The 17,472-nt window shown below is 71.3% G+C and carries 21 protein-coding genes and 1 pseudogene; 11 read left to right on the forward strand and 11 right to left on the reverse strand.

What is annotated here, in order from left to right; genetic code table 11:
• The 3 genes and pseudogenes from VFV89_RS03850 to VFV89_RS03860 all read left to right on the forward strand — a co-directional run.
• Positions 1–228, forward strand: a pseudogene (locus tag VFV89_RS03850) (beta-ketoacyl-ACP synthase); the annotation flags it as partial.
• Positions 229–271: 43 nt separating this feature from the next.
• Complete coding sequence (locus VFV89_RS03855) at positions 272–1,708, forward strand: acyl-CoA carboxylase subunit beta (RefSeq protein ID WP_329704581.1); 1,437 nt, start codon at positions 272–274, stop codon at positions 1,706–1,708.
• 59 nt (positions 1,709–1,767) lie between these two features.
• A complete protein-coding gene (locus tag VFV89_RS03860) occupies positions 1,768–2,232 on the forward strand; it encodes a hypothetical protein (RefSeq protein WP_329704582.1) in 465 nt (154 codons plus the stop codon).
• A gap of 25 nt (positions 2,233–2,257) precedes the next feature.
• On the opposite strand, the gene VFV89_RS03865 is transcribed toward VFV89_RS03860, so the two are convergent.
• From VFV89_RS03865 to VFV89_RS03880, 4 genes are all read right to left on the reverse strand, one after another.
• Positions 2,258–2,773 (reverse strand): DUF3145 domain-containing protein, encoded by a 516-nt coding sequence (locus VFV89_RS03865; protein WP_329704600.1) that lies wholly within the window; start codon positions 2,771–2,773, stop codon positions 2,258–2,260.
• Positions 2,774–2,956: 183 nt separating this feature from the next.
• Positions 2,957–4,450 carry a hypothetical protein gene (locus VFV89_RS03870; protein ID WP_329704583.1) on the reverse strand — a complete coding sequence of 498 codons (1,494 nt, stop codon included), beginning with the start codon at positions 4,448–4,450 and terminating at the stop codon, positions 2,957–2,959.
• Positions 4,451–4,546: 96 nt separating this feature from the next.
• The gene (locus VFV89_RS03875) at positions 4,547–5,479 is read right to left on the reverse strand and encodes an alpha/beta hydrolase (RefSeq protein ID WP_329704584.1); all 933 of its coding nucleotides are present in this window, start codon (positions 5,477–5,479) and stop codon (positions 4,547–4,549) included.
• Positions 5,480–5,532: 53 nt separating this feature from the next.
• Complete coding sequence (locus VFV89_RS03880; RefSeq protein ID WP_329704585.1) at positions 5,533–6,345, reverse strand: PP2C family protein-serine/threonine phosphatase; 813 nt, start codon at positions 6,343–6,345, stop codon at positions 5,533–5,535.
• Between the two features lie 117 nt (positions 6,346–6,462).
• Between VFV89_RS03880 and VFV89_RS03885 the strand changes: the two genes are divergently transcribed.
• The gene (locus tag VFV89_RS03885; protein ID WP_329704586.1) at positions 6,463–6,999 is read left to right on the forward strand and encodes a hypothetical protein; all 537 of its coding nucleotides are present in this window, start codon (positions 6,463–6,465) and stop codon (positions 6,997–6,999) included.
• Here VFV89_RS03885 and VFV89_RS03890 read toward each other — a convergent pair.
• On the reverse strand, positions 6,996–7,955 hold the full coding sequence (locus VFV89_RS03890; RefSeq protein ID WP_329704587.1) for a tetratricopeptide repeat protein: 960 nt from the start codon (positions 7,953–7,955) through the stop codon (positions 6,996–6,998). The two genes, VFV89_RS03885 and VFV89_RS03890, sit on opposite strands and share 4 nt — an antisense overlap.
• Before the next feature lie 11 nt (positions 7,956–7,966).
• Positions 7,967–9,244, reverse strand: coding sequence for a tyrosine--tRNA ligase (gene tyrS, locus VFV89_RS03895; protein ID WP_329704588.1), 1,278 nt, complete (start codon positions 9,242–9,244; stop codon positions 7,967–7,969).
• A gap of 100 nt (positions 9,245–9,344) precedes the next feature.
• On the opposite strand from tyrS, the gene VFV89_RS03900 reads away from it, so the two are divergent.
• Positions 9,345–10,814 carry a serine/threonine-protein kinase gene (locus VFV89_RS03900; RefSeq protein WP_329704589.1) on the forward strand — a complete coding sequence of 490 codons (1,470 nt, stop codon included), beginning with the start codon at positions 9,345–9,347 and terminating at the stop codon, positions 10,812–10,814.
• A gap of 106 nt (positions 10,815–10,920) precedes the next feature.
• Complete coding sequence (locus VFV89_RS03905; protein WP_329704590.1) at positions 10,921–11,544, forward strand: response regulator transcription factor; 624 nt, start codon at positions 10,921–10,923, stop codon at positions 11,542–11,544.
• On the opposite strand, the gene VFV89_RS03910 is transcribed toward VFV89_RS03905, so the two are convergent.
• From VFV89_RS03910 to VFV89_RS03920, 3 genes are all read right to left on the reverse strand, one after another.
• Positions 11,541–11,768 (reverse strand): hypothetical protein, encoded by a 228-nt coding sequence (locus VFV89_RS03910; RefSeq protein ID WP_329704591.1) that lies wholly within the window; start codon positions 11,766–11,768, stop codon positions 11,541–11,543. The two genes, VFV89_RS03905 and VFV89_RS03910, sit on opposite strands and share 4 nt — an antisense overlap.
• Positions 11,769–12,047: 279 nt before the next feature.
• On the reverse strand, positions 12,048–12,500 hold the full coding sequence (locus VFV89_RS03915) for a hypothetical protein (protein ID WP_329704592.1): 453 nt from the start codon (positions 12,498–12,500) through the stop codon (positions 12,048–12,050).
• Positions 12,501–12,568: 68 nt separating this feature from the next.
• Positions 12,569–12,883, reverse strand: a complete 315-nt coding sequence (locus VFV89_RS03920) for a hypothetical protein (RefSeq protein ID WP_329704593.1) — start codon at positions 12,881–12,883, stop codon at positions 12,569–12,571.
• A 554-nt stretch (positions 12,884–13,437) separates the two neighbouring features.
• On the opposite strand from VFV89_RS03920, the gene VFV89_RS03925 reads away from it, so the two are divergent.
• Positions 13,438–14,058: a hypothetical protein gene (locus VFV89_RS03925; protein ID WP_329704594.1), complete on the forward strand. Its 621-nt coding sequence runs from the start codon at positions 13,438–13,440 to the stop codon at positions 14,056–14,058.
• 11 nt (positions 14,059–14,069) lie between these two features.
• On the forward strand, positions 14,070–14,240 hold the full coding sequence (locus VFV89_RS03930) for a hypothetical protein (protein ID WP_329704595.1): 171 nt from the start codon (positions 14,070–14,072) through the stop codon (positions 14,238–14,240).
• Positions 14,241–14,316: 76 nt separating this feature from the next.
• Here the strand turns inward: VFV89_RS03930 and VFV89_RS03935 are convergent, their stop codons facing one another.
• On the reverse strand, positions 14,317–14,796 hold the full coding sequence (locus VFV89_RS03935) for a hypothetical protein (protein ID WP_329704596.1): 480 nt from the start codon (positions 14,794–14,796) through the stop codon (positions 14,317–14,319).
• A gap of 91 nt (positions 14,797–14,887) precedes the next feature.
• On the opposite strand from VFV89_RS03935, the gene VFV89_RS03940 reads away from it, so the two are divergent.
• Both VFV89_RS03940 and VFV89_RS03945 read left to right on the forward strand, forming a co-directional pair.
• On the forward strand, positions 14,888–15,466 hold the full coding sequence (locus VFV89_RS03940; RefSeq protein WP_329704597.1) for a TetR/AcrR family transcriptional regulator: 579 nt from the start codon (positions 14,888–14,890) through the stop codon (positions 15,464–15,466).
• A gap of 63 nt (positions 15,467–15,529) precedes the next feature.
• Entirely contained in the window at positions 15,530–15,880 is a 351-nt protein-coding gene (locus VFV89_RS03945) for a cupin domain-containing protein (RefSeq protein WP_329704598.1), read from the forward strand.
• On the opposite strand, the gene VFV89_RS03950 is transcribed toward VFV89_RS03945, so the two are convergent.
• A complete protein-coding gene (locus tag VFV89_RS03950; RefSeq protein ID WP_329704601.1) occupies positions 15,861–16,574 on the reverse strand; it encodes a helix-turn-helix transcriptional regulator in 714 nt (237 codons plus the stop codon). The two genes, VFV89_RS03945 and VFV89_RS03950, sit on opposite strands and share 20 nt — an antisense overlap.
• A gap of 159 nt (positions 16,575–16,733) precedes the next feature.
• Between VFV89_RS03950 and VFV89_RS03955 the strand changes: the two genes are divergently transcribed.
• Entirely contained in the window at positions 16,734–17,426 is a 693-nt protein-coding gene (locus tag VFV89_RS03955) for an alpha/beta hydrolase family protein (RefSeq protein WP_329704599.1), read from the forward strand.
• Positions 17,427–17,472 lie beyond the last annotated feature (46 nt).

Genomic DNA, 17,472 nt, shown 5'->3' on the forward strand with positions numbered 1-17,472 from the left:
ATGACCGGCCACCTGCTCGGGGCGGCCGGGGCGCTGGAGTCGATGGCCACCGTCCTCGCCCTGCACCACCGGGTCGTGCCGCCGACGATCAACCTCGAGGACCCCGAGGACGTCGGGCTCGACATCGCCACCGAGAAGCGCGAGCTGCGGGACGGGCCGATCGCCGCCCTGAACAACTCCTTCGGCTTCGGCGGCCACAACGTCGCCATCGCCTTCCGCAGCGTCTGACGCGGCGACCCCGGCGCAGCACCGCAACCCACCAGGAGCATCCATGAGCACAGCCACCGCCCCCGCCAAGCCGGCGAAGCTGCCCCGCGAGGAGGACCCGCGGAACCCGAACTACCGGCTCACCGCGCTGTTCGACGAGGGCACCCTCGAGCTCATCACCGAGGACGACGGAAGCGGCATGCTGGCCGCGGTCGGCAAGGTGAACGGCACCCACGCCGTCGCGTACTGCTCGGACGCCACGGTGATGGGCGGAGCGATGGGCGAGGTCGGCTGCAAGGTCGTCGTGCACGCCTACGAGCGGGCCATGACCGACCAGGCGCCGATCATCGGGCTGTGGCACTCCGGCGGCGCCCGCCTCGCCGAAGGGGTCGCCTCCCTCGACGCGGTGGGACAGATCTTCCACGCGATGACGCAGGCGTCCGGCAAGATCCCGCAGATCTCGGTGGTGCTCGGCCCGGCCGCCGGCGGCGCGGCGTACGGCCCCGCGCTGACCGACGTCGTGATCCTCGGGCCGGACGGCCGGATCTTCGTGACCGGCCCGGACGTGGTGCGCTCGGTGACCGGTGAGGACGTCGACATGCTGCGGCTGGGCGGGCCCGAGCCGCACGGCCGCCGCTCCGGTGTGGTGCACATCCTCACCGAGAGCGAGCGGGAGGCTCTGGAGCGGGCCCGGGTCGTGGCGACCCTGCTGGGCGCCCAGTCGACCCTGGACGTGGACGCCGTGCGCGACGTCGACCTGTCGCAGATGCTGCCGGAGTCGAAGAAGCGCGCCTACGACGTGCACCCGCTGGTGGAGGCGATCCTCGACGAGGGCACCACGCAGGAGCTGCACGCCAAGTGGGCGCCCAACATCGTCACCACCCTCGGCCGGCTCGGCGGCCGCACGGTCGGCGTGATCGCGAACAACCCGCTGCGGCTCGGTGGCTGCCTGGACTCGCTGTCGGCGGAGAAGGCGGCCCGGTTCGTGCGCATGTGCGACGCGTTCGGGGTGCCGCTGCTGGTGCTGGTCGACGTGCCCGGCTACCTTCCCGGCGTCGGCCAGGAGTGGGACGGCGTGGTACGCCGCGGCGCCAAGCTGCTGCACGCGTTCAGCGAGAGCGTCGTGCCCCGGGTGACGCTGGTGACGCGGAAGACCTACGGCGGCGCCTACATCGCGATGAACGCCCGCTCGCTCGGCGCCACCAAGGTGTTCGCGTGGCCGGGCGCGGAGGTCGCGGTGATGGGCGCGGTCGCCGCGATCCGGATCCTGCACCGCCGCAAGCTCCTGGAGGTCTCCCCCGACATCCGGCCGAAGGTGGAGGCCGACCTCGCCGCCGAGCACGAGCGGATCGCCGGCGGCGTGGACCGCGCGGTCGAGATCGGTGTGGTCGACGAGGTCATCGAGCCGGTCCGGACCCGTTCGGCGATCGCGCGAGCCATCGACGAGGCGGTGCAGACCGTGGGCGTGCGCAAGGGACAGCACGGCAACATCCCGCTGTGACGTAACCGCCCTCCGAGGGTCTCGTTGGACCCTGAGACGGTCGTCACAGGGAGGAAGTCGTGCTCCGAAGCGTCCTCGGCGTCACCGCCGCAGCGCTGGTGTTCACGCTCGGCTCGGGGCCGGCGCCCGCAGCCTCCGCGCCTGCGCCCACGAAGCCCCGGCCCGACCCGCTCGCCGGGGTACCCATGCACCCCGAGTGGGGCTCGGTGACCGGGACGCCGGGGATCCTCAGGCGGGGCTGCCACACCTACACCTTCAGCTATACGGTCACCCCGCCCGAGGGGGTCTGGGCCCTCGAGGTCTTCATCATCGGCCCCGGCTTCAAGAACGTCGCCGGGGCGGCCTTCCTCGACGGCTACGACCCCGACTCCGGCACCGGGAGCTACAAGCTGTGCCGGCCCACGGCCCGCTACGGCAGGTTCCAGATCGAGGCCAAGGTCTCCGTCGACGACGGCGCCGGCCACATCGTCGAGGGCCGGACTGCCACCGACCACTACCGCCTCCGCCGCCCGCACCACCGCTGACGCCGACTCGGCGGGTGGGGACCGTCTAGACGACCTGGTGGAGCCAGCGGACCGGGGCGCCCTCACCGGCGTGACGGAAGGGCTCGAGCTCGTCGTCCCAGGGCTTGCCGAGCAGCTTGTCGATCTCGGTGAGGAGCGTGGTGTCGCCGAGCGCGGCCTTGACCACCGCGGCCTTGAGCCGGTCCTCGGGGATCATGATGTCGCCGTGCAGGCCGGTCACGGCGTGGAAGACGCCGAGCTCAGGGGTGTAGGAGTAGCGCGACCCCTCGGTGGAGGACGTCGGCTCCTCGGTCACCTCGAAGCGGAGGTGGTTCCACCCGCGCAGAGCCGAGGCGATGGCCGCCGCCGAGCCGCTCTCACCGCTCCAGGACAGCTCGGTGCGGTAGGTGCCCGACTGCGCGGGCTGCGGGATCCAGGCGGGGTTGACGGCCGAGCCGAGCACGCCGCCGACCGCCCACTCGATGTGGGGGCACAGCGCTGAGGGCGCCGAGTGGACGAAGAGCACACCACGAGTGGGGCTCTTGACCTCGGGGCCGAGCATCATGCGGGGTCCGTACATCGGTGTCTCCTTCATCCCTCGGCGCGAGCTGCGCCTTCCCCAGCGGGCTCGCCTCGGGATGTGGAACGCCGTACGAACGACAGCGGTGTAGTTGTGCGGCCATTGTGACGTATGGGACGGGTGTACACCAGCAGCGGTCTGGATGAGTTTCGTCGCGGCGGCCGCTCATCGGTCCTTGCGGCAGGGCTGGATCGCCCGCAGCAGCGTCTGCTTGTCGAGGTGCCGGCCGTTGAGCTGGGCCGGTGTGAGCTCGTGCACCAGCCGGTCCGCACCGCAGCGGGCGACCCCGACATCGAGGCCGGCCTTGAGCAGCTGGAGCGACAGGTAGGTGCGGGTCAGAGCGAGCCTCAGCGCGCCCTGCGACCTGCCCGACGCGACCTTGGGCGCGCCCTTCCCCGGGTCGCAGGAGTGGAAGACCAGGGTCTGGTCCTGCTTGGACACGCCGGCCGACTTCTTCGGTCCCTTGGCCACCCACGTCCTGAGCGCGCTGTTCATCTGGGCGAGGTCCGCCGGGGTGTCGCCGCGGTAGCCGACGCTCACGCAGCTGACGCCATCCTGCTGGTACGCCGCGTAGGAGTCGCCTCCCCACCCGTCGACGGCGGTCAGCGCCTGCGCGGCGGGCAGCCGCTCGGAGAGCACCATCAGCCAGGAGATGGCGCCGAAGGAGCCTTCGTCGAACGCCTTGGCGCCGCTGGGCACCTCCGGCTCCGGCACGGTCAGCACGCCCTGGTGGTCGGCCAGCATCGTCCAGGGGTCGAGCTGCTGCTCGTCGGTCCTGGGCGGCGAGCGGAAGAGGCCGTCGACCGCACCGTCACCACCCTGCTGCACGGCCACGGCGAGCAGTGCCTGCCCGAGGTCATACGGCGCAGCCATCATGGTCACCAACACCTCGGGGATGTTCTTGGCGCGTTTCTCGAAACCCTTCTGCCCCTTCTTCTGCTCCTTGTCGAGCGCGGCCCGCTCACTCCCGGAGAGCTGGTCCCGCCAGAGTCCCTCGATCCGCCGGGCGTCGCCCTCGACCAGCGCGCCGAAGCCCTGGGCGGCCGACGAGGCGTTCGCGTCGTCGGACCTGTCCAGCTCGGCGAAGCGCTGGCCGAGGTCGAGGTTCTGGTCCTGCACGGCGTGGGTCAGCTCGTGCACGATCGTCGACTCGACTGCCGGGGTGATCTCGGTCCCTCGGATGCGGAGCCGCTCGTCGTCGTAGGAGTAGAACCCGATGACCCCCGTGCCGCGCAGCTCGTTCTGCTCGTCGAACAGGTCGACGTCACCATCGACGAGACCGAGCGCGCGCAGCGTGCCGGCGTACTGGTCGAGCTTCTCGAGGTCGTCGTCGCTGAGCTCGTCGCGGTCGGCCGTCACCTGCTTCTCGAACGCGGCATCGGACAGGAAGTCGACGTACACCGGGTGCTTGAAGGTCAGCCCGCGCTTCTTCTCGACGAAGTCGACGTACTTCTGCACCCGCGGGTCCCAGGTCGAGGGGTGCGGAGGCCCGGACGGACCGGAGCGGTAGTGCGCGACCCCCACGACCGCCGACGCGGCCGCGACGACGGCGAGCGCGACCACGACGTAGGGCCACCGGCGCCGCGGTGGCGGATCCGGCGTGAGAAGTGCATCGAGGAGCTCGGCCTGACGCGTCAAGGCCCCGTGGACGTCAGTCACCACCTGAGCGTAGGGTCGCGCCCCGCGCCCGTTCCGGTTAAACCGGGAAGCCTGACCGATCGGTCCTCGGTGACTAGTCCCTCACGACGCGGCCCCTCACGAACCGGGCCGCGAGCGCGGCCGGCGCGACCGGCGCGGGCCGAGCTCCATCAGTGTGGAGATGACCTCCTCGGCGATCCCGAGGCCACCGAGGTGGCTCTCTCCGTCGATCGTCGTGAGAGTCGCGTCGGGCAGCCGGGCCACGAAGTGCTGTCCGTGGCGGTGCGGCACGATGTGGTCCTCGTCGCCGTGCCACCACCGCACCGGGACCGAGACGTCGGCGGCGGTGAAGCCCCAATGGCGGGTGAACAGCAGCAGGTCGTTGAGCGGCGCCGAGGTCTGGAGCCTGCTCCCGTTGAGCAGGTCGTCGAGGAACATCGCCTTGAACTCCGGCCGCGAGAGGAGGTTCTTGTCCCCGGGCGGCTGCGCCGCGGCGTAGAGGTCGAGCGCGCGCCCGGCCAGCGGCCGGACCAGCCGGATCCCCTGGGTGAGGACCACGCCCAGCGGCACCCGGCCGACCTGCAGCAGCGGGGCCAGCCGGACCGCGAGCGCAATCGCTCCGCCGTCGACGGCGTCCGGGCCGCGGGTCGGTACGACGCCACCGAGGACGCCCACCCCGTGCACCCGTTCGGGCAGGTTGGCGCCGGCGGCCAGCGCGTAGGGGCCGCCGCCGGAGAGGCCGACCAGCCGGCAGGTGTCGATGCCCAGCGCGTCCAGCAGGAGCTCGAGGTCGCCGGTCCAGTCACCGACCCGGTCGTAGAGCCACGGGCTGGACCACCCGATCCCCGGCCGGTCCACCCCGATGATGCGCAGGCCGTGGGTCTCGGCGTACGCCCGCGCCTCGACCGGGATCTGGCGGCGGGCCCCCGGGGTGCCATGCATCCACACGATCGCCGCGCCCCGCGGCGAGCCGTACTCCGCGAAGCTGAGCCGGCGGCCGTCGCGGACCGCGACGGTCCCTTCGAGCGCCGGCCGTGCGATGTCGTGCACGGTCGAAGTCTCCCAGAGCGGCGGTTGTCGTCGACCCGGCTGTGACGGGCGACTCAGGACACGCGAGGCAGGTGCACCATCGTGGGGTCGACCACGTTGGCCGGGTCGAACAGCGCGCCGAGCAGCCGACCGTCGCCGACCACCCGCGGTCCGTCGACCAGCTCGACCGCGATGACCGTGATGTTGTCGCGGCCCCCGGCCTCGAGCGCGAGCCGGGTCAGCGTGGCCACGGCGTCGTCGCAGTCCTCGCCGGCCAGCGCCTCTGCGATTCGGTCATCGGGGACCAGGTCGGTGAGGCCGTCGCTGGCCAGCAGCAGCCGGTCCCCGACCCGGGCGTCGAGGCGGACGACGTCCATGCCGCCGCCCTCGGGGTCGCCGTCGACCGAGCGCAGGACCACGTTGCGCCACGGGTGCGAGGCCCGGTCGTCCGGGGTCAGCCCGCCGGCGTCGACGAGGTGCTGGACGTAGGTGTGGTCCCGGGTGATCTGCCACAGGTCGCCGTCGCGGAACAGGTAGCCGCGGGAGTCGCCGACATGTCCGAGTGCGACGCTGCGGCCATCGGTCACCACCATCGTGAGCGTCGTGGCCATGCCCAGCCGGTCGAGGTCCTGCTGCACGCCCATCCGCACCCCGGCGGCGGCCGCGGCGTGGGCGTCGGCCAGCACCAGCTCGGGCGGGTCGCCGAACCGGGCCAGGGCGACCGCGCTCGCGGCGTAGGCCGCGGTCGCGGACGCGATCTCACCAGCGGCCGCCCCACCGACTCCGTCGGCGACGATCGCGGCGTAGGGGCCGACGAACCCGGAGTCCTCGTTGTGCGTGCGCACCCGGCCGACGTCACTCACGCCTGCCCCCGAGAAGCGCAGCACGATGACTCCTTCCGGAGGCACGCCGTCCGAGATGGGCGTGAAGGTCCCAGCAGTAGACCCCGAAGTCACGAGGACCGTCAATGACCCCGTCGGCCACCGCGTCCTAGCCTGCCGCACATGACGTCGCTCACCCCACGACCGCCGGAGGGGGGCCGGCTCTCGGTGGCGCCTTCTCGTCGCGGCTGGCGGATCACGGCGTACGTCGGGCTGCTGCTGGCGGTGCTCGCGGTGCTGGCGTGGGTCAGCACTCACCCGAAGGCCCTCCCCACGACCACCACCCGCGTGCAGGCCGAGACGCCGGTCGGAGAGCCGGTGTACCTCGGCGTCTTCGGCACCCCGGCAGACTTCGACCGCACCCTGCACGTCTCAGGGGTCAGGGTGTTCGCGAGCTCGACCACCGACGTCAGCATCGTGCCGCACCTGTGCCACGGCGGGTCGGTGAGCGCGACCACGACACCGGAGACCTTCTGCCGAGAGTTCGGCGCGACCGAGGGCGCGACGATGAAGGCCGGCGACGAGGTCGTCCTCGAGGTGGCGGGCACTGCACCCGGCGTGGTCGCGATCGACCGCGTCCGGGTCGTCTACCGCGACGGGCTGCAGTGGGCCACCCAGGACGCCGGCGCCCCGTCGCAGGTCACCATCCTGGCGCGCTAGTGGCGCCCGGCCGACTTCTCGAGGGCGGCGGCGCGCTCCGCCGAGTCGGTGAACTCCTCGGCATCGATCGCGTGGGCGCGGTGGAACCACGCCAGTGCGTCTTCGGTGCGGCCAGCCTCCTCGAGCGCGTCGGCGTAGGCGTAGCGCAGCCGCACCACCCACGGGTCGCGCGACTTCGAGGTGAGCGGAGCCTGCTCGAGGACGCGCAGCGCGGCGTCGACCTGGCCCAGGTCGCGACGGGCTCCCGCCTCGACGATCGTCATCTCGGCCTTCAGCGCCGGCGGGAACGACGCGACCGACGGGCTCCGGGCCAGCTTCAGGGCCTGGTCGGGCTGGCCCAGCGCGCGGTGGCAGTCGGCCATGATCGGGAGGTAGGCCGTCGCGCCGTTCATCCGCTTGGCCGCCCGCAGGTCGGCCAGCGCCTCGGCATAGTGGCCCGCGGCGTACGCCGCCTCGCCCGCGGCCTCGCGCACCACGGCGAGCCGGGGGGCCCGGGCCCTCGCGGCCAGCGCGTGCCGGTAGGCCAGCTCGGGGTCCTGGTCGATGAACAGCCCGGCCGCGGCCAGGTGGCGGGCGACCCTGGCGGCCAGCTTCTCGGGCAGCCCCTTGAGCTGTGCGCTCACCGAGCGGTCGAGCTCGGCGCCGGTGATGCCATCGGGGAGGTCCGGACCGTCGTACTCCGCCTGCTCCTTGGAGCGCGCCGGCTGCTCGGGACGCTTCCGGGTCGCGCCCGGGGGGGCCCCACGCCGGTCCTGCGGCCGCCCGGCTCGCTGGGGAGCCCCGCTGCGAGCACCTTTCGCCGCACCCGTGCCGGCGCCATTGCCGGCGCCATTGCCAGCGCCCTTGCCAGCGCCCTTGCCAGCGCCCTTGGCCGGTCGCTTCGGCACCGCCTTCGACCCGCGCTTGGTGGAGGGCGTCTTGCCGGCGGAGCGCTGGGGACGGCGGTTCTCGGGCACGGTGGTCAAGCCTACGGGGCGGGCTGCCCCGGGCTCACACCGGCGAAGTTCTTCTTCCCCCGCCGCAGCACGAGGACCCGGCCGCCGAGGAAGTCGGCGTCGGTCGGCACGTAGTCGGGGTCGTCGACCCGCTCGTTGTTGAGGTAGGCGCCACCCTCGGCGAACGCCCGGCGGGCCTCGCTGCGGCTCTGCACCAGCCCGGACTCGACGAACAGGTCGGTGAGGGTCTTCCCCGCAGCACCGGCCACCAGCGGACGAGCGGTCTCCAGCGCATGGACGAGCACCCCGGCATCGACGTCGCCCAGCGGCTCGCCGCCGAACAGCGCCGCCGAGGCCTCCTCGATCCGGCGCGTCTCGTCGGCGCCATGCACGAGCGAGGTCACCTCGGCGGCCAGCCGTCGCTGGGCCGCGCGGAGGAACGGCTTCTCGGAATGCTCGGCCTCGAGTGCCTCGATCTCCTCCCGCGAGAGGAAGGTGAACACCCGGAGCAGCCCACCCACCTCGGCGTCGCCCTGGTTGAGCCAGAACTGGTAGAAGGCGTAGGGGGACATCATCTCCGGGTCGAGCCAGAGCGCGCCGCCCTCCGTCTTGCCGTACTTCGTGCCGTCGGCCTTGGTGATCAGGGGCGTCGCGAACGCGTGCGCGTGACCTCCGTCGGCACGGCGGATCAGCTCGACGCCGCCGGTGAGGTTTCCCCACTGGTCGGAGCCGCCGAACTGCAGCACCACCCCGTGCTCGCGGTAGAGGTTGAGGAAGTCCATCGACTGCAGCAGGACGTAGGAGAACTCCGTGTAACTGATGCCGGCCTCGAGCCGGCTCCGCACCACGTCGCGGGCGAGCATCCGGTTGACCGGGAAGTGCTTGCCGATGTCGCGGAGGAAGTCGATGGTCGAGAGGTTCTCGGTCCAGTCGAGGTTGTTGACCATCGTGGCGGCGTTCTCGCCCTCGAAGGTGAGGAACGGCTCGATCTGGCGGCGCACCCGCTCCACCCAGTCCTTGACGGTCTCGGCGGAGTGGAGGACCCGCTCACCGGACTCCTTCGGGTCGCCGATCATCCCGGTGGCCCCGCCCACGAGGACGTAGGGCGTGTGACCCGCGCGCTGCAGCCGCATCGCGGTCACGATCTGCACCAGGTTGCCCATGTGCAGGCTCGGTGCGGTCGGGTCGAAGCCCACGTAGAAGCGGACGCTCCCCGCCGTCAGGACCTCGCGCAACGCGTCGCGGTCCGTCGAGTGCGCGACGAGGCCGCGCCACTCGAGGTCGTCGAGCAGGTGTGGATCTGTGGGCACGGTCTCAATCCTCGCCCATCGGCCACTGCCGGAGCGAACCGGCAATGCGGGTACTCCGTAGTGTGGAGGGCTGCGAGAGGACGCAGGGACGCGGAGTGGGATGACGCAGATCGCAGGCAGGTACACGCTCGAGGTCGAGATCGGCCGCGGCGGCATGGGCGCCGTGTGGCGCGGTCGCGACGACGTCCTCGGACGCACCGTCGCCCTCAAGCGGATCGGTGCGGCGCCCGGCGGCATCACCCCGGACGCGATCCGCGCCGAGCGGGAGGCGAAGCTCGCAGCCAAGCTCAACCACGCCAACGTGGTGGCGGTCTTCGACCTCGTCGAGGAGGTCGCCGGCGGACTGAGCCAACAGTGGCTCGTGATGGAGTACGTCGAGGGCACCGACCTCGCGGAGCTGATCCGCACCCGCGGCCGGCTCGGGCCCGACGAGTCGGCCCACATCCTGACCCAGGTCGCGAGCGCCCTCGCCGCCGCACACGGCGCCGGCATCGTGCACCGGGACGTGAAGCCCTCCAACATCCTGGTCGCTCCCGACGGGCAGGTGAAGCTCTCCGACTTCGGCATCGCCCGGACCGACGCCGACCCGACCCTGACCCAGACCGGCCTGGTCACCGGCTCACCGGCCTACCTCTCCCCCGAGGTGGCGTCGGGCCAGCAGGCCACCCAGGCCAGCGACGTCTGGTCGTGGGGCGCGACGCTGTTCCACGCGCTGGAGGGCCGGCCGCCGTACCAGATCGGCGACAATCTGATCGGTGGGCTCTACCGCATCGTGCACGAGGAGCCACCCCGGACGGCCGCGGCCGGCTGGCTGGCGCCGGTGCTCACGGCCACGATGACGCGAGACGCCGGTCAGCGGTGGCCGATGACGCGGGTCCACGAGTTCCTCGAGCGCGGACCGGGAGCGCAGCACCCCGACGTCGCGGTGATGGGCGGACTGGCCGACATCGGGTTCGGCGACCCCGTCCGCACCCGGTCCTACGACGACGTCGGGAGCACGCAGGTCCTGCCCGCGTCGCCGACCACGACCGCGCCTCCCGCACCTCCCACACCGCCAGCCGGGCCGCACGCGGGAGGGGACCCCGAGTCGTCCCGCCGGCCCTGGCCGCTCGTCGCCGGTGCCGCGGTGGTCGTGGTCGTCGCGATGGTGATCGCCTTCGCCATCGGTCTGCACGACGGCGGGAGCGGCAACGGGTCCAGCGGCCCGCGCGGTCCGTCGGCGAGCACGGACGGGACGAGCAGCCCCCCGAGCTCAGCCTCGGCAGGCCCGACCGCGGACGGGATGACGTCGTTCATCCGTGACTACATCGACACGGCGGTCTCCGACCCGGCGTCGGCCTTCCAGATGCTCACTCCCGACTACCAGCAGGCGAGCCACGGCTTCCAGGGCTACGAAGGCTTCTGGGGCGAGGTCCGCAACGCGAAGATCATCTCCATCTCCGCCGACCCCGACGCGCTCGAGGTCAGCTATCGCTATCGGTACGTCCGGCCGGGTGGCACGACGGTCGAGGACGTTCGGCTGAAGCTGGCCTACGAGGACGGGAGGTACCTGATCGCCGGAGAGCAGTGACTCATCCTTTGGGGTGAGGACCGACCTGCGCCAGCCACAGAATCACCCCTGCGGGTGAGGCTTTCCTGGGGAGCCACCGCTGAACTGCGCCTACATTCACTTCATCATGAATAAGGCGGCACATTCTCGGGGAAATACGTCGCCCCTCGCCGTCGGCGTCTACGACGAGCCCGAGCTCATTGTCTGCGGGGTGGACCACATGCTGGCCCGCTCCGGGCCGCCCCGTGCTGAGGTCGTCACGATCGCCCCCGACGGCGGGCTGGAGGGCATCGACGTCGACGTGCTGCTCTGCGACCCGGTCGGCCGGGGGGTGCAGATCGAGGACTACCTCGCGGTGATCGCGGCGCTGACCGCGGCCCCCATCCTGGTCTTCACGTGGAGCAGCAGCCCGTCGAGCGCCCGCCGGTCGCTGGCCGCAGGGGCCTGCGGTTTCCTCTCGAAGAGCACGAGCTCGGCCGACCTCGTCGCCGCGGTCGAGGCGGTGTGGCGCGGGGAGACCGTCGCTCCGGCGGCCGAGCTGGTCACCACCCCGATCGGCCGGGCCGGCCTGAGCGCGCGCGAGACAGAGGTGCTCGAGCTGATCTGCCACGGCTTGAGCAACCTCGAGATCGCCGAGCGGCTCTTCGTCAGCGTCAACTCGGTCAAGACCTACGTCCGGCAGATCTACCAGAAGATCGGCGTCGCGCGGCGCGCCCAGGCCGTCGCCTGGGGTCTCGCCAACGGGTTCTAGACCCGGGGCGGGTGCTGCTCGTCACCGCTCGGCTGCTGGCTCTCGTCGAGGGAGCCGAGGTTGCCCACGATCGCGGCGACCGGCGGTATCACCGCGGCGACCACGCTCATCACCACCGCCGCGGTGGTCGACCACAGCCGCACCACGTTCCACGCGAGCAGGATCAGCAGCAGACAGCCGCCCATGAGCGCGAAGTACGCGCGGCGACGGCTGGAGCCCTGCATCCGTCCCACCGTACGACGGCGAGCTGAGCGCATCGGGGCCCGCGATCACCAGCGGTTGGTCAGCTTGACGATCGCGTAGACCACCAGTGATCCGCCGGCCACCACGACGAGCACGATCACCAGCCCCTCGGAGCCGTTCACGGGTGGAGCCTTGCAGGGCAGGGGCAGGCAGAACCATGGCCCCTCCGGGTTCGCACCCGGGGTGCCGGGTGGTTCACATGGCAGGGGTGCATGGCCCGGAGGGATCATGCGTCACCTTTGCTGACCTGCGAAGACACGTCAGGACGGACCGTACGCCAGCCGCCGGCGGGCATAGCCCCGCTCGGCGTCGGTCAGGGCTCCGAGCCTGACCTGGAGGAGGTAGTCGTCGACCCACAGGGCGTCGGCAGCCGTCTCGAGGTGGCCGCCCGCCCACGACAGCGCATCGACCAGCTCTCCCGTGTCGGGGATCAACAGCCGGGCCACCGCCCGGTCGATGAGGAGCTCTTCGCGCCGGGTCTCCTGTGCCGCCACGGGGCCGCGCTCGACGTGCTTGGTCTCGTGCGCGATCGTGCAGCGACGCTCGGCCTGGCTCATCCCGAGCGCGAGGGTCACCGTCCGGGTCCGGTGGCAGGTCGAGCCCATCACCCCCGGCGGCAGCTCGGCCCAGCGGAGGGTCCAGTCGGTCAGCTCGGCGAACCGGCGCCACGGGTCGTGGACGCGGCTGGCTCCGGGCGGCTCCCGAGGACGCATACCGCGACGCTAGGTCGGCGCGCCGACAGGTCGGGCCCAGTTGTCCACAGGCCGCCCCGAACTGCGACCTACACCTCGTCCCGGCCGAGCTGGCCCCTGGTTCGGCGGCCGGACGGCGTACGCCGCAGCTGGATCGCGTCGGCCGTGATCCCCGGCTCGGGCAGGTAGCCGGCGTCGGTCAGGACCGCGTCGAGGACCCGCTGGTACGGCGTACCGGACAGGTTCGCGAACCGGGCGAGCGCCTGTGCACTCGGGAGCTGGCGCGGCTCGCGCCAGTTGGCGAAGACCCCCGAGGACGAGTAGCCGAGCCGCTTGGCCAGCTGGCGCTCGGAGGTGCCGTGCCGGTCGATGTAGGCCTGGACCTGGTCCCACAGCTGACCCATCCGACCTCCATCTCCCGTGGAACACGACACGCCGGACCATTCCCCGACTGGGCACCAAAGTATCCCCATCTGGCCCTGCCGTTTTCGCTGGTCATCGCGGGCGCTCCCGAGGTCGTCGGCTCGCCTGTCCCCCCGCCTGGGCACCATTCATGCACATGACGTCAACTGATGCTGGACATTACGTACAGTGACGCCGTACGGTCACCGTGATCAAAGAGTGCCATCTCGGGAGCAGTCATGCGTGTTCACAACCTCAAGGGCCTCCGCACCCTCATGGTGGTCAGGGAGGTCTCGCAGCGGCGACTCGCGCGGGCGGCCGGCTACCGGTCGCACGCCTATCTGGGCCGCATCCTGCGCGGAGAGGTCGACACCCTCGAGGCCGAGGCAGCCTTGCGCATCGCGAGGTTCCTCCAGGTGGGAGTCGATTTCTTGTTCGCGCCCTCGGTGTCCGCCGGGACTGCGCACCACGCGCAGCGGCAGGACAAGCACACGGGCCTCGTGGACCCGACCGCCGCGAGCTGGTCTCACCCGTCACGAACCGAAGGAAGGACCAGATGAACCAGCTGCTGAGGCGCTCCGTCCTCACGCTCGCCCTCGTCGTCACCCTGGCGGCCGTCGCCCTGGCGCCGGCGGACGGCGCGACGACACAAGCCCCGCACGTCGACCCACCCGCGACCTACACCACGACGATCGTGGTCGACGACCTCGACGCCGACGGCCACGTGGTCGCCTCCCACACGATCACCGGCGAGCCACGACCCCTCGGGACGCGCCAGACGATCAAGGGCAGCCCTCGGCCGTTCCTCGACACCGGCGTCGGCGGGCTGCCGAGCGCGTCGGGCTGCCGGGCCCTGACGGTGACCAACAAGACCACCACGACGCTCGGCTTCACCGCGTTCAAGTTCATCACCGAGGTCCACTGGTGCTGGAACCTCGCGAAGGGTCGGACGACGTTGAGCAGTGTGGAGGTCCGGGTTGCAAACGTGGACTCCCAGTACCGTTACCGCGGCGTCGTCAACGCGTTCAACCAGACCATCTCGCACGGCAAGCGGGTCTACCGGCAGGGACACTTCGACAACTGCATCACCCACTACGGCTGCATCAACGCCTACTACCCGTCCAACGACTCGAGGGTCTACGACTCGGGCATGTGGTCGTGGACCACCAACGGATGAGAGGACCCCGAATGAGGCTGGTTGTCCGACTGCTGACCGCGTTCGGCCTGATGGTCGTCCTGCTGTTCGCCGTCGGCCTCCTGGGCGGCGTCGGCACCGTCGAGCTGAGCATCTGGGCAGTGCTGCTCGTGGTGGTGCTCGTCACCGTCGGCGTCCGCTCGCGACGGCGGACCAGCGGCTAGGCCGCCAAGCGGCTGTTTCGAGGGGCCCGCCCTGTCGGGGGAGGGCGGGCCGCTTCGCCGGTCGAGTTCGACCTTGCTACCGCGATCGCCGCACCAGCAGCACGGCCCCCGCGGCACCGGCCAGTGCCGACAACATCGTGACGACCCCCCAGAACGGCGGGTAGACCTGTTCGCCGTACTCACTGGCCGCCAGCAAGGTGACCGCGAGCGCCCCCACGACGACGGTTGAGCCCACGGCGGCCCACGACGCCGCGCGCCGCCCTGACCATGCCACCGCGAGAACGCCCAGCCAGAGCAGCGCGCCCACGACTGCCACGGTGTAGACCAGGCCGTACATCAGGCCCGCCCCCGGCTCCTTGCCGTGCGAGGCGTAGACGTCGGTCGCGTGGTCCATGAGGGTGCGCGCACCGAGCTGGTCCACCAGCGCCGCGAGGGCCAGCGCGAGCGACAGCCCGAGCGCGCCCAGCAGGGAACCGATGGCCGCCCCGGCCCTCGAGGAGGAACGGCGCGGCGCGACGCTGTCGCGATCGATCCTTTCAGATAGTGACTGTCTCATAGACAGTGACTATAGGCTGCACCATTTTGGAAGTCAAAGTCAATCAGAGAGTCACTTGCTCTATGAGGTGCGGGATCATTACCCTGCCGTCATGGCAGGTGGGCTCCGTGCCAGGTGGCGGTCGGAGGCGATGCGCACGATCCAGGCGACGGCGCTGGACCTCTTCGACGAGCGAGGCTTCTCCGGGGTGACGATCGAACAGGTCGCGGCGGCCGCGGAGGTGTCCCCGTCGACGGTCTACCGCCTCTTCGGCACCAAGGAAGGGCTGCTGGTCGCAGACGAGTTCGACAGCATGAGCCAGGAGGCGGTGGCCGAGCTGCTCGACCTCGATGACCCGGTCGGCAGCCTGGTGCAGATCGTGCTCCGTTACGAGTCGGCACCCACGGCTGAGGTCCGAGGCGGGCCCGACCCGGCCAGGCGGATCCGCTACTTCTTCGAGGAGCCCTCGGTCCGCACCGCCGTGTGCGCGGCGCTCGACCGCGCCGGCCAACGCATCGCTCCCCTGCTGGCGAAGACGAAGCTGGACGAGGTCCAGGCCCGGGTGGCCGCCAACGCCCTGGTCTTCGGCTACTTCGGTGCGCTCGAGCAGTGGCACCTCGACGGCGGCAAGAGGTCGATCGCCGGCTACGTCGAGGACGGATTGCGACCGCTTCGCCGGATCTGGCAGTAAACCCTTGACGGCTGTCCGTCATCCGGCTGGGGCGGCCGCGTGAGCGACCTCAGACTTCGGTGCATGGCTACCTCCCCGTCCGAGAACCCCACCGACCGGCTCCGCGAGACCGTGCACGTCGACGATGTACCGGCCGAGGAGGTGGCGCCGGGCATCACCCGCCGGCGGCTGACCCGGTCGGAGCACGCCCGCGGCTGGCTCATCGACTTCGCCCCTGGCACGACCTGGCCCGCCACGGACCACCACGAGGACGAGGAGAGGTACTTCGTGCTGAGCGGCGAGGTGGTGGAGGGTCCGGACAGGTATCCCGCGGGGACCTATGTCACCTTCCACGCCGGGTCCAGCCACCGTCCTGGCTCGGAGACCGGCGCCTCGATGCTGGGCATCAGCCTGCTCACGGGTCCACCGGCCTGAGCCGGCTGGACGAGTGGCTGTGGCGGCCCGGGGTCGTTCCGATGACGTTGGTGAACGCCGCGATGAAGCTGCTCGGGTTGGCCCATCCGCAGGTATAGGCGACGTTGGTGACGTCTCGACCCTCGGCGAGCAGCACGAGCGCGCGGTAGATGCGTAGCTGCGTGCGCCACTCGTAGAAGGTCATGCCGAGCTCGCTGCGGAAGAGTCGACTGAGGGTGCGGTCGCTGGCGCCGACCCTCCTCCCCAGGTCGGCCAGCGTCGCGTTGGTGCCGGGCGACTCGTGGAGGATCCGGGCGACGGCCTGCAACCGGTCGTCGCGCGGCTCGGGAAGGTGCAGCGGCTGCTCGTGCGCCTCGCGGAGCTCCTCGACGAGGACCCGGTGGAGTCGAGCCCGGGCCGACTCGCTGTAGGCCGCCGCACCGCCGTCATAGTTGCGGGGTGCGGTCAATGCCAGCAGGACCTCACGAGCGAGGTCGGAGGCGAGGAACACGGCGGGGCGGTCGGGGACTAACCGGGCGAGTGACGGACCGAGGAAGACGATCCGCATGTCGGTGTCGCCGTGCGCGCGGTGCTGGTGGGTGAAGCCGGCCGGGGTCCACGCGACCCGGTTGGCCGGAACGATCGACGTGCCGCGCTGGGTGTGAACCGCCAGGACGCCGCTGGCGGCGTAGACCAGGTGGCCGCGTTCGTGCATTTGCACCGAACTCGCCTCGCCAGAAGGCCACAGATGGCGCCCGCCGGACGGAAACACGTGTGACGTCAACCCCGGGACGGGACGTTGTTGGCGGCGAACGGGCATTGACAGGCAGTTTAGCGGTAGTACGCCACGGTTCGAGCCAGTGAGACTGGCCGCATGACAACCTTCGTGCTCGTGCCCGGCGCCTGGAAGGGCGGTTGGGCGTTCGAGGCCGTGGTCCCGCTGCTGGAGCGTGCCGGTCACGCCGTGCACGCCATCACCTTGACCGGCCTGGGGGCCGAGGACGACGACGCGACGGTGGCGACCGCCGACCTCGACACTCACGCAGACGACGTACTCCGCCTGCTCGACAGCGCTCACGTCACCGACGTGACCCTGGTCGGCCACAGCTATGCAGGGATGGTGATCGCAGCGGCTGCCGACCGCGCCGGCGGCCGGGTCTCGCGCCTGGTGCACCTCGACGCGTTCGTCCCGCGCGACGGCGAGTCGTGGTGGTCGGCGACCAACGACTACTTCCGCAACCTGTTCATCACCAACGCAGCGACCACCGGCTACTCCGTCCGGCCACCGGACGGCGGTGATCCCCGCCGCCGTCCCCATCCCCTCGCCTCGGTGCTGCAGACGATCCGGCTCACCGGCGCGGCCGACCGCGTGCGCCGGCGCGAGTTCGTCTACTGCTCGGGGTGGGAGGACCAGACACCGTTCGCCGAGCTGCGCACCCGGCTCGAGGCCCATCCCGGCTGGCAGGTCCACGACCTGCCGACGGCGCACAACGCGATGAACGAGGATCCCGAGGCGGTCGCCGCACTGCTCCTCGACGGGGCCCGGCCCCGTCGACTGGACAGGTAGAAGCCTCGGAGTGGTGGGGCTGAGTGGTGGGGCTGAGTGGTGGGGC

The organism is Nocardioides sp., from assembly GCF_036274455.1.
Taxonomy (GTDB): domain Bacteria; phylum Actinomycetota; class Actinomycetes; order Propionibacteriales; family Nocardioidaceae; genus Nocardioides.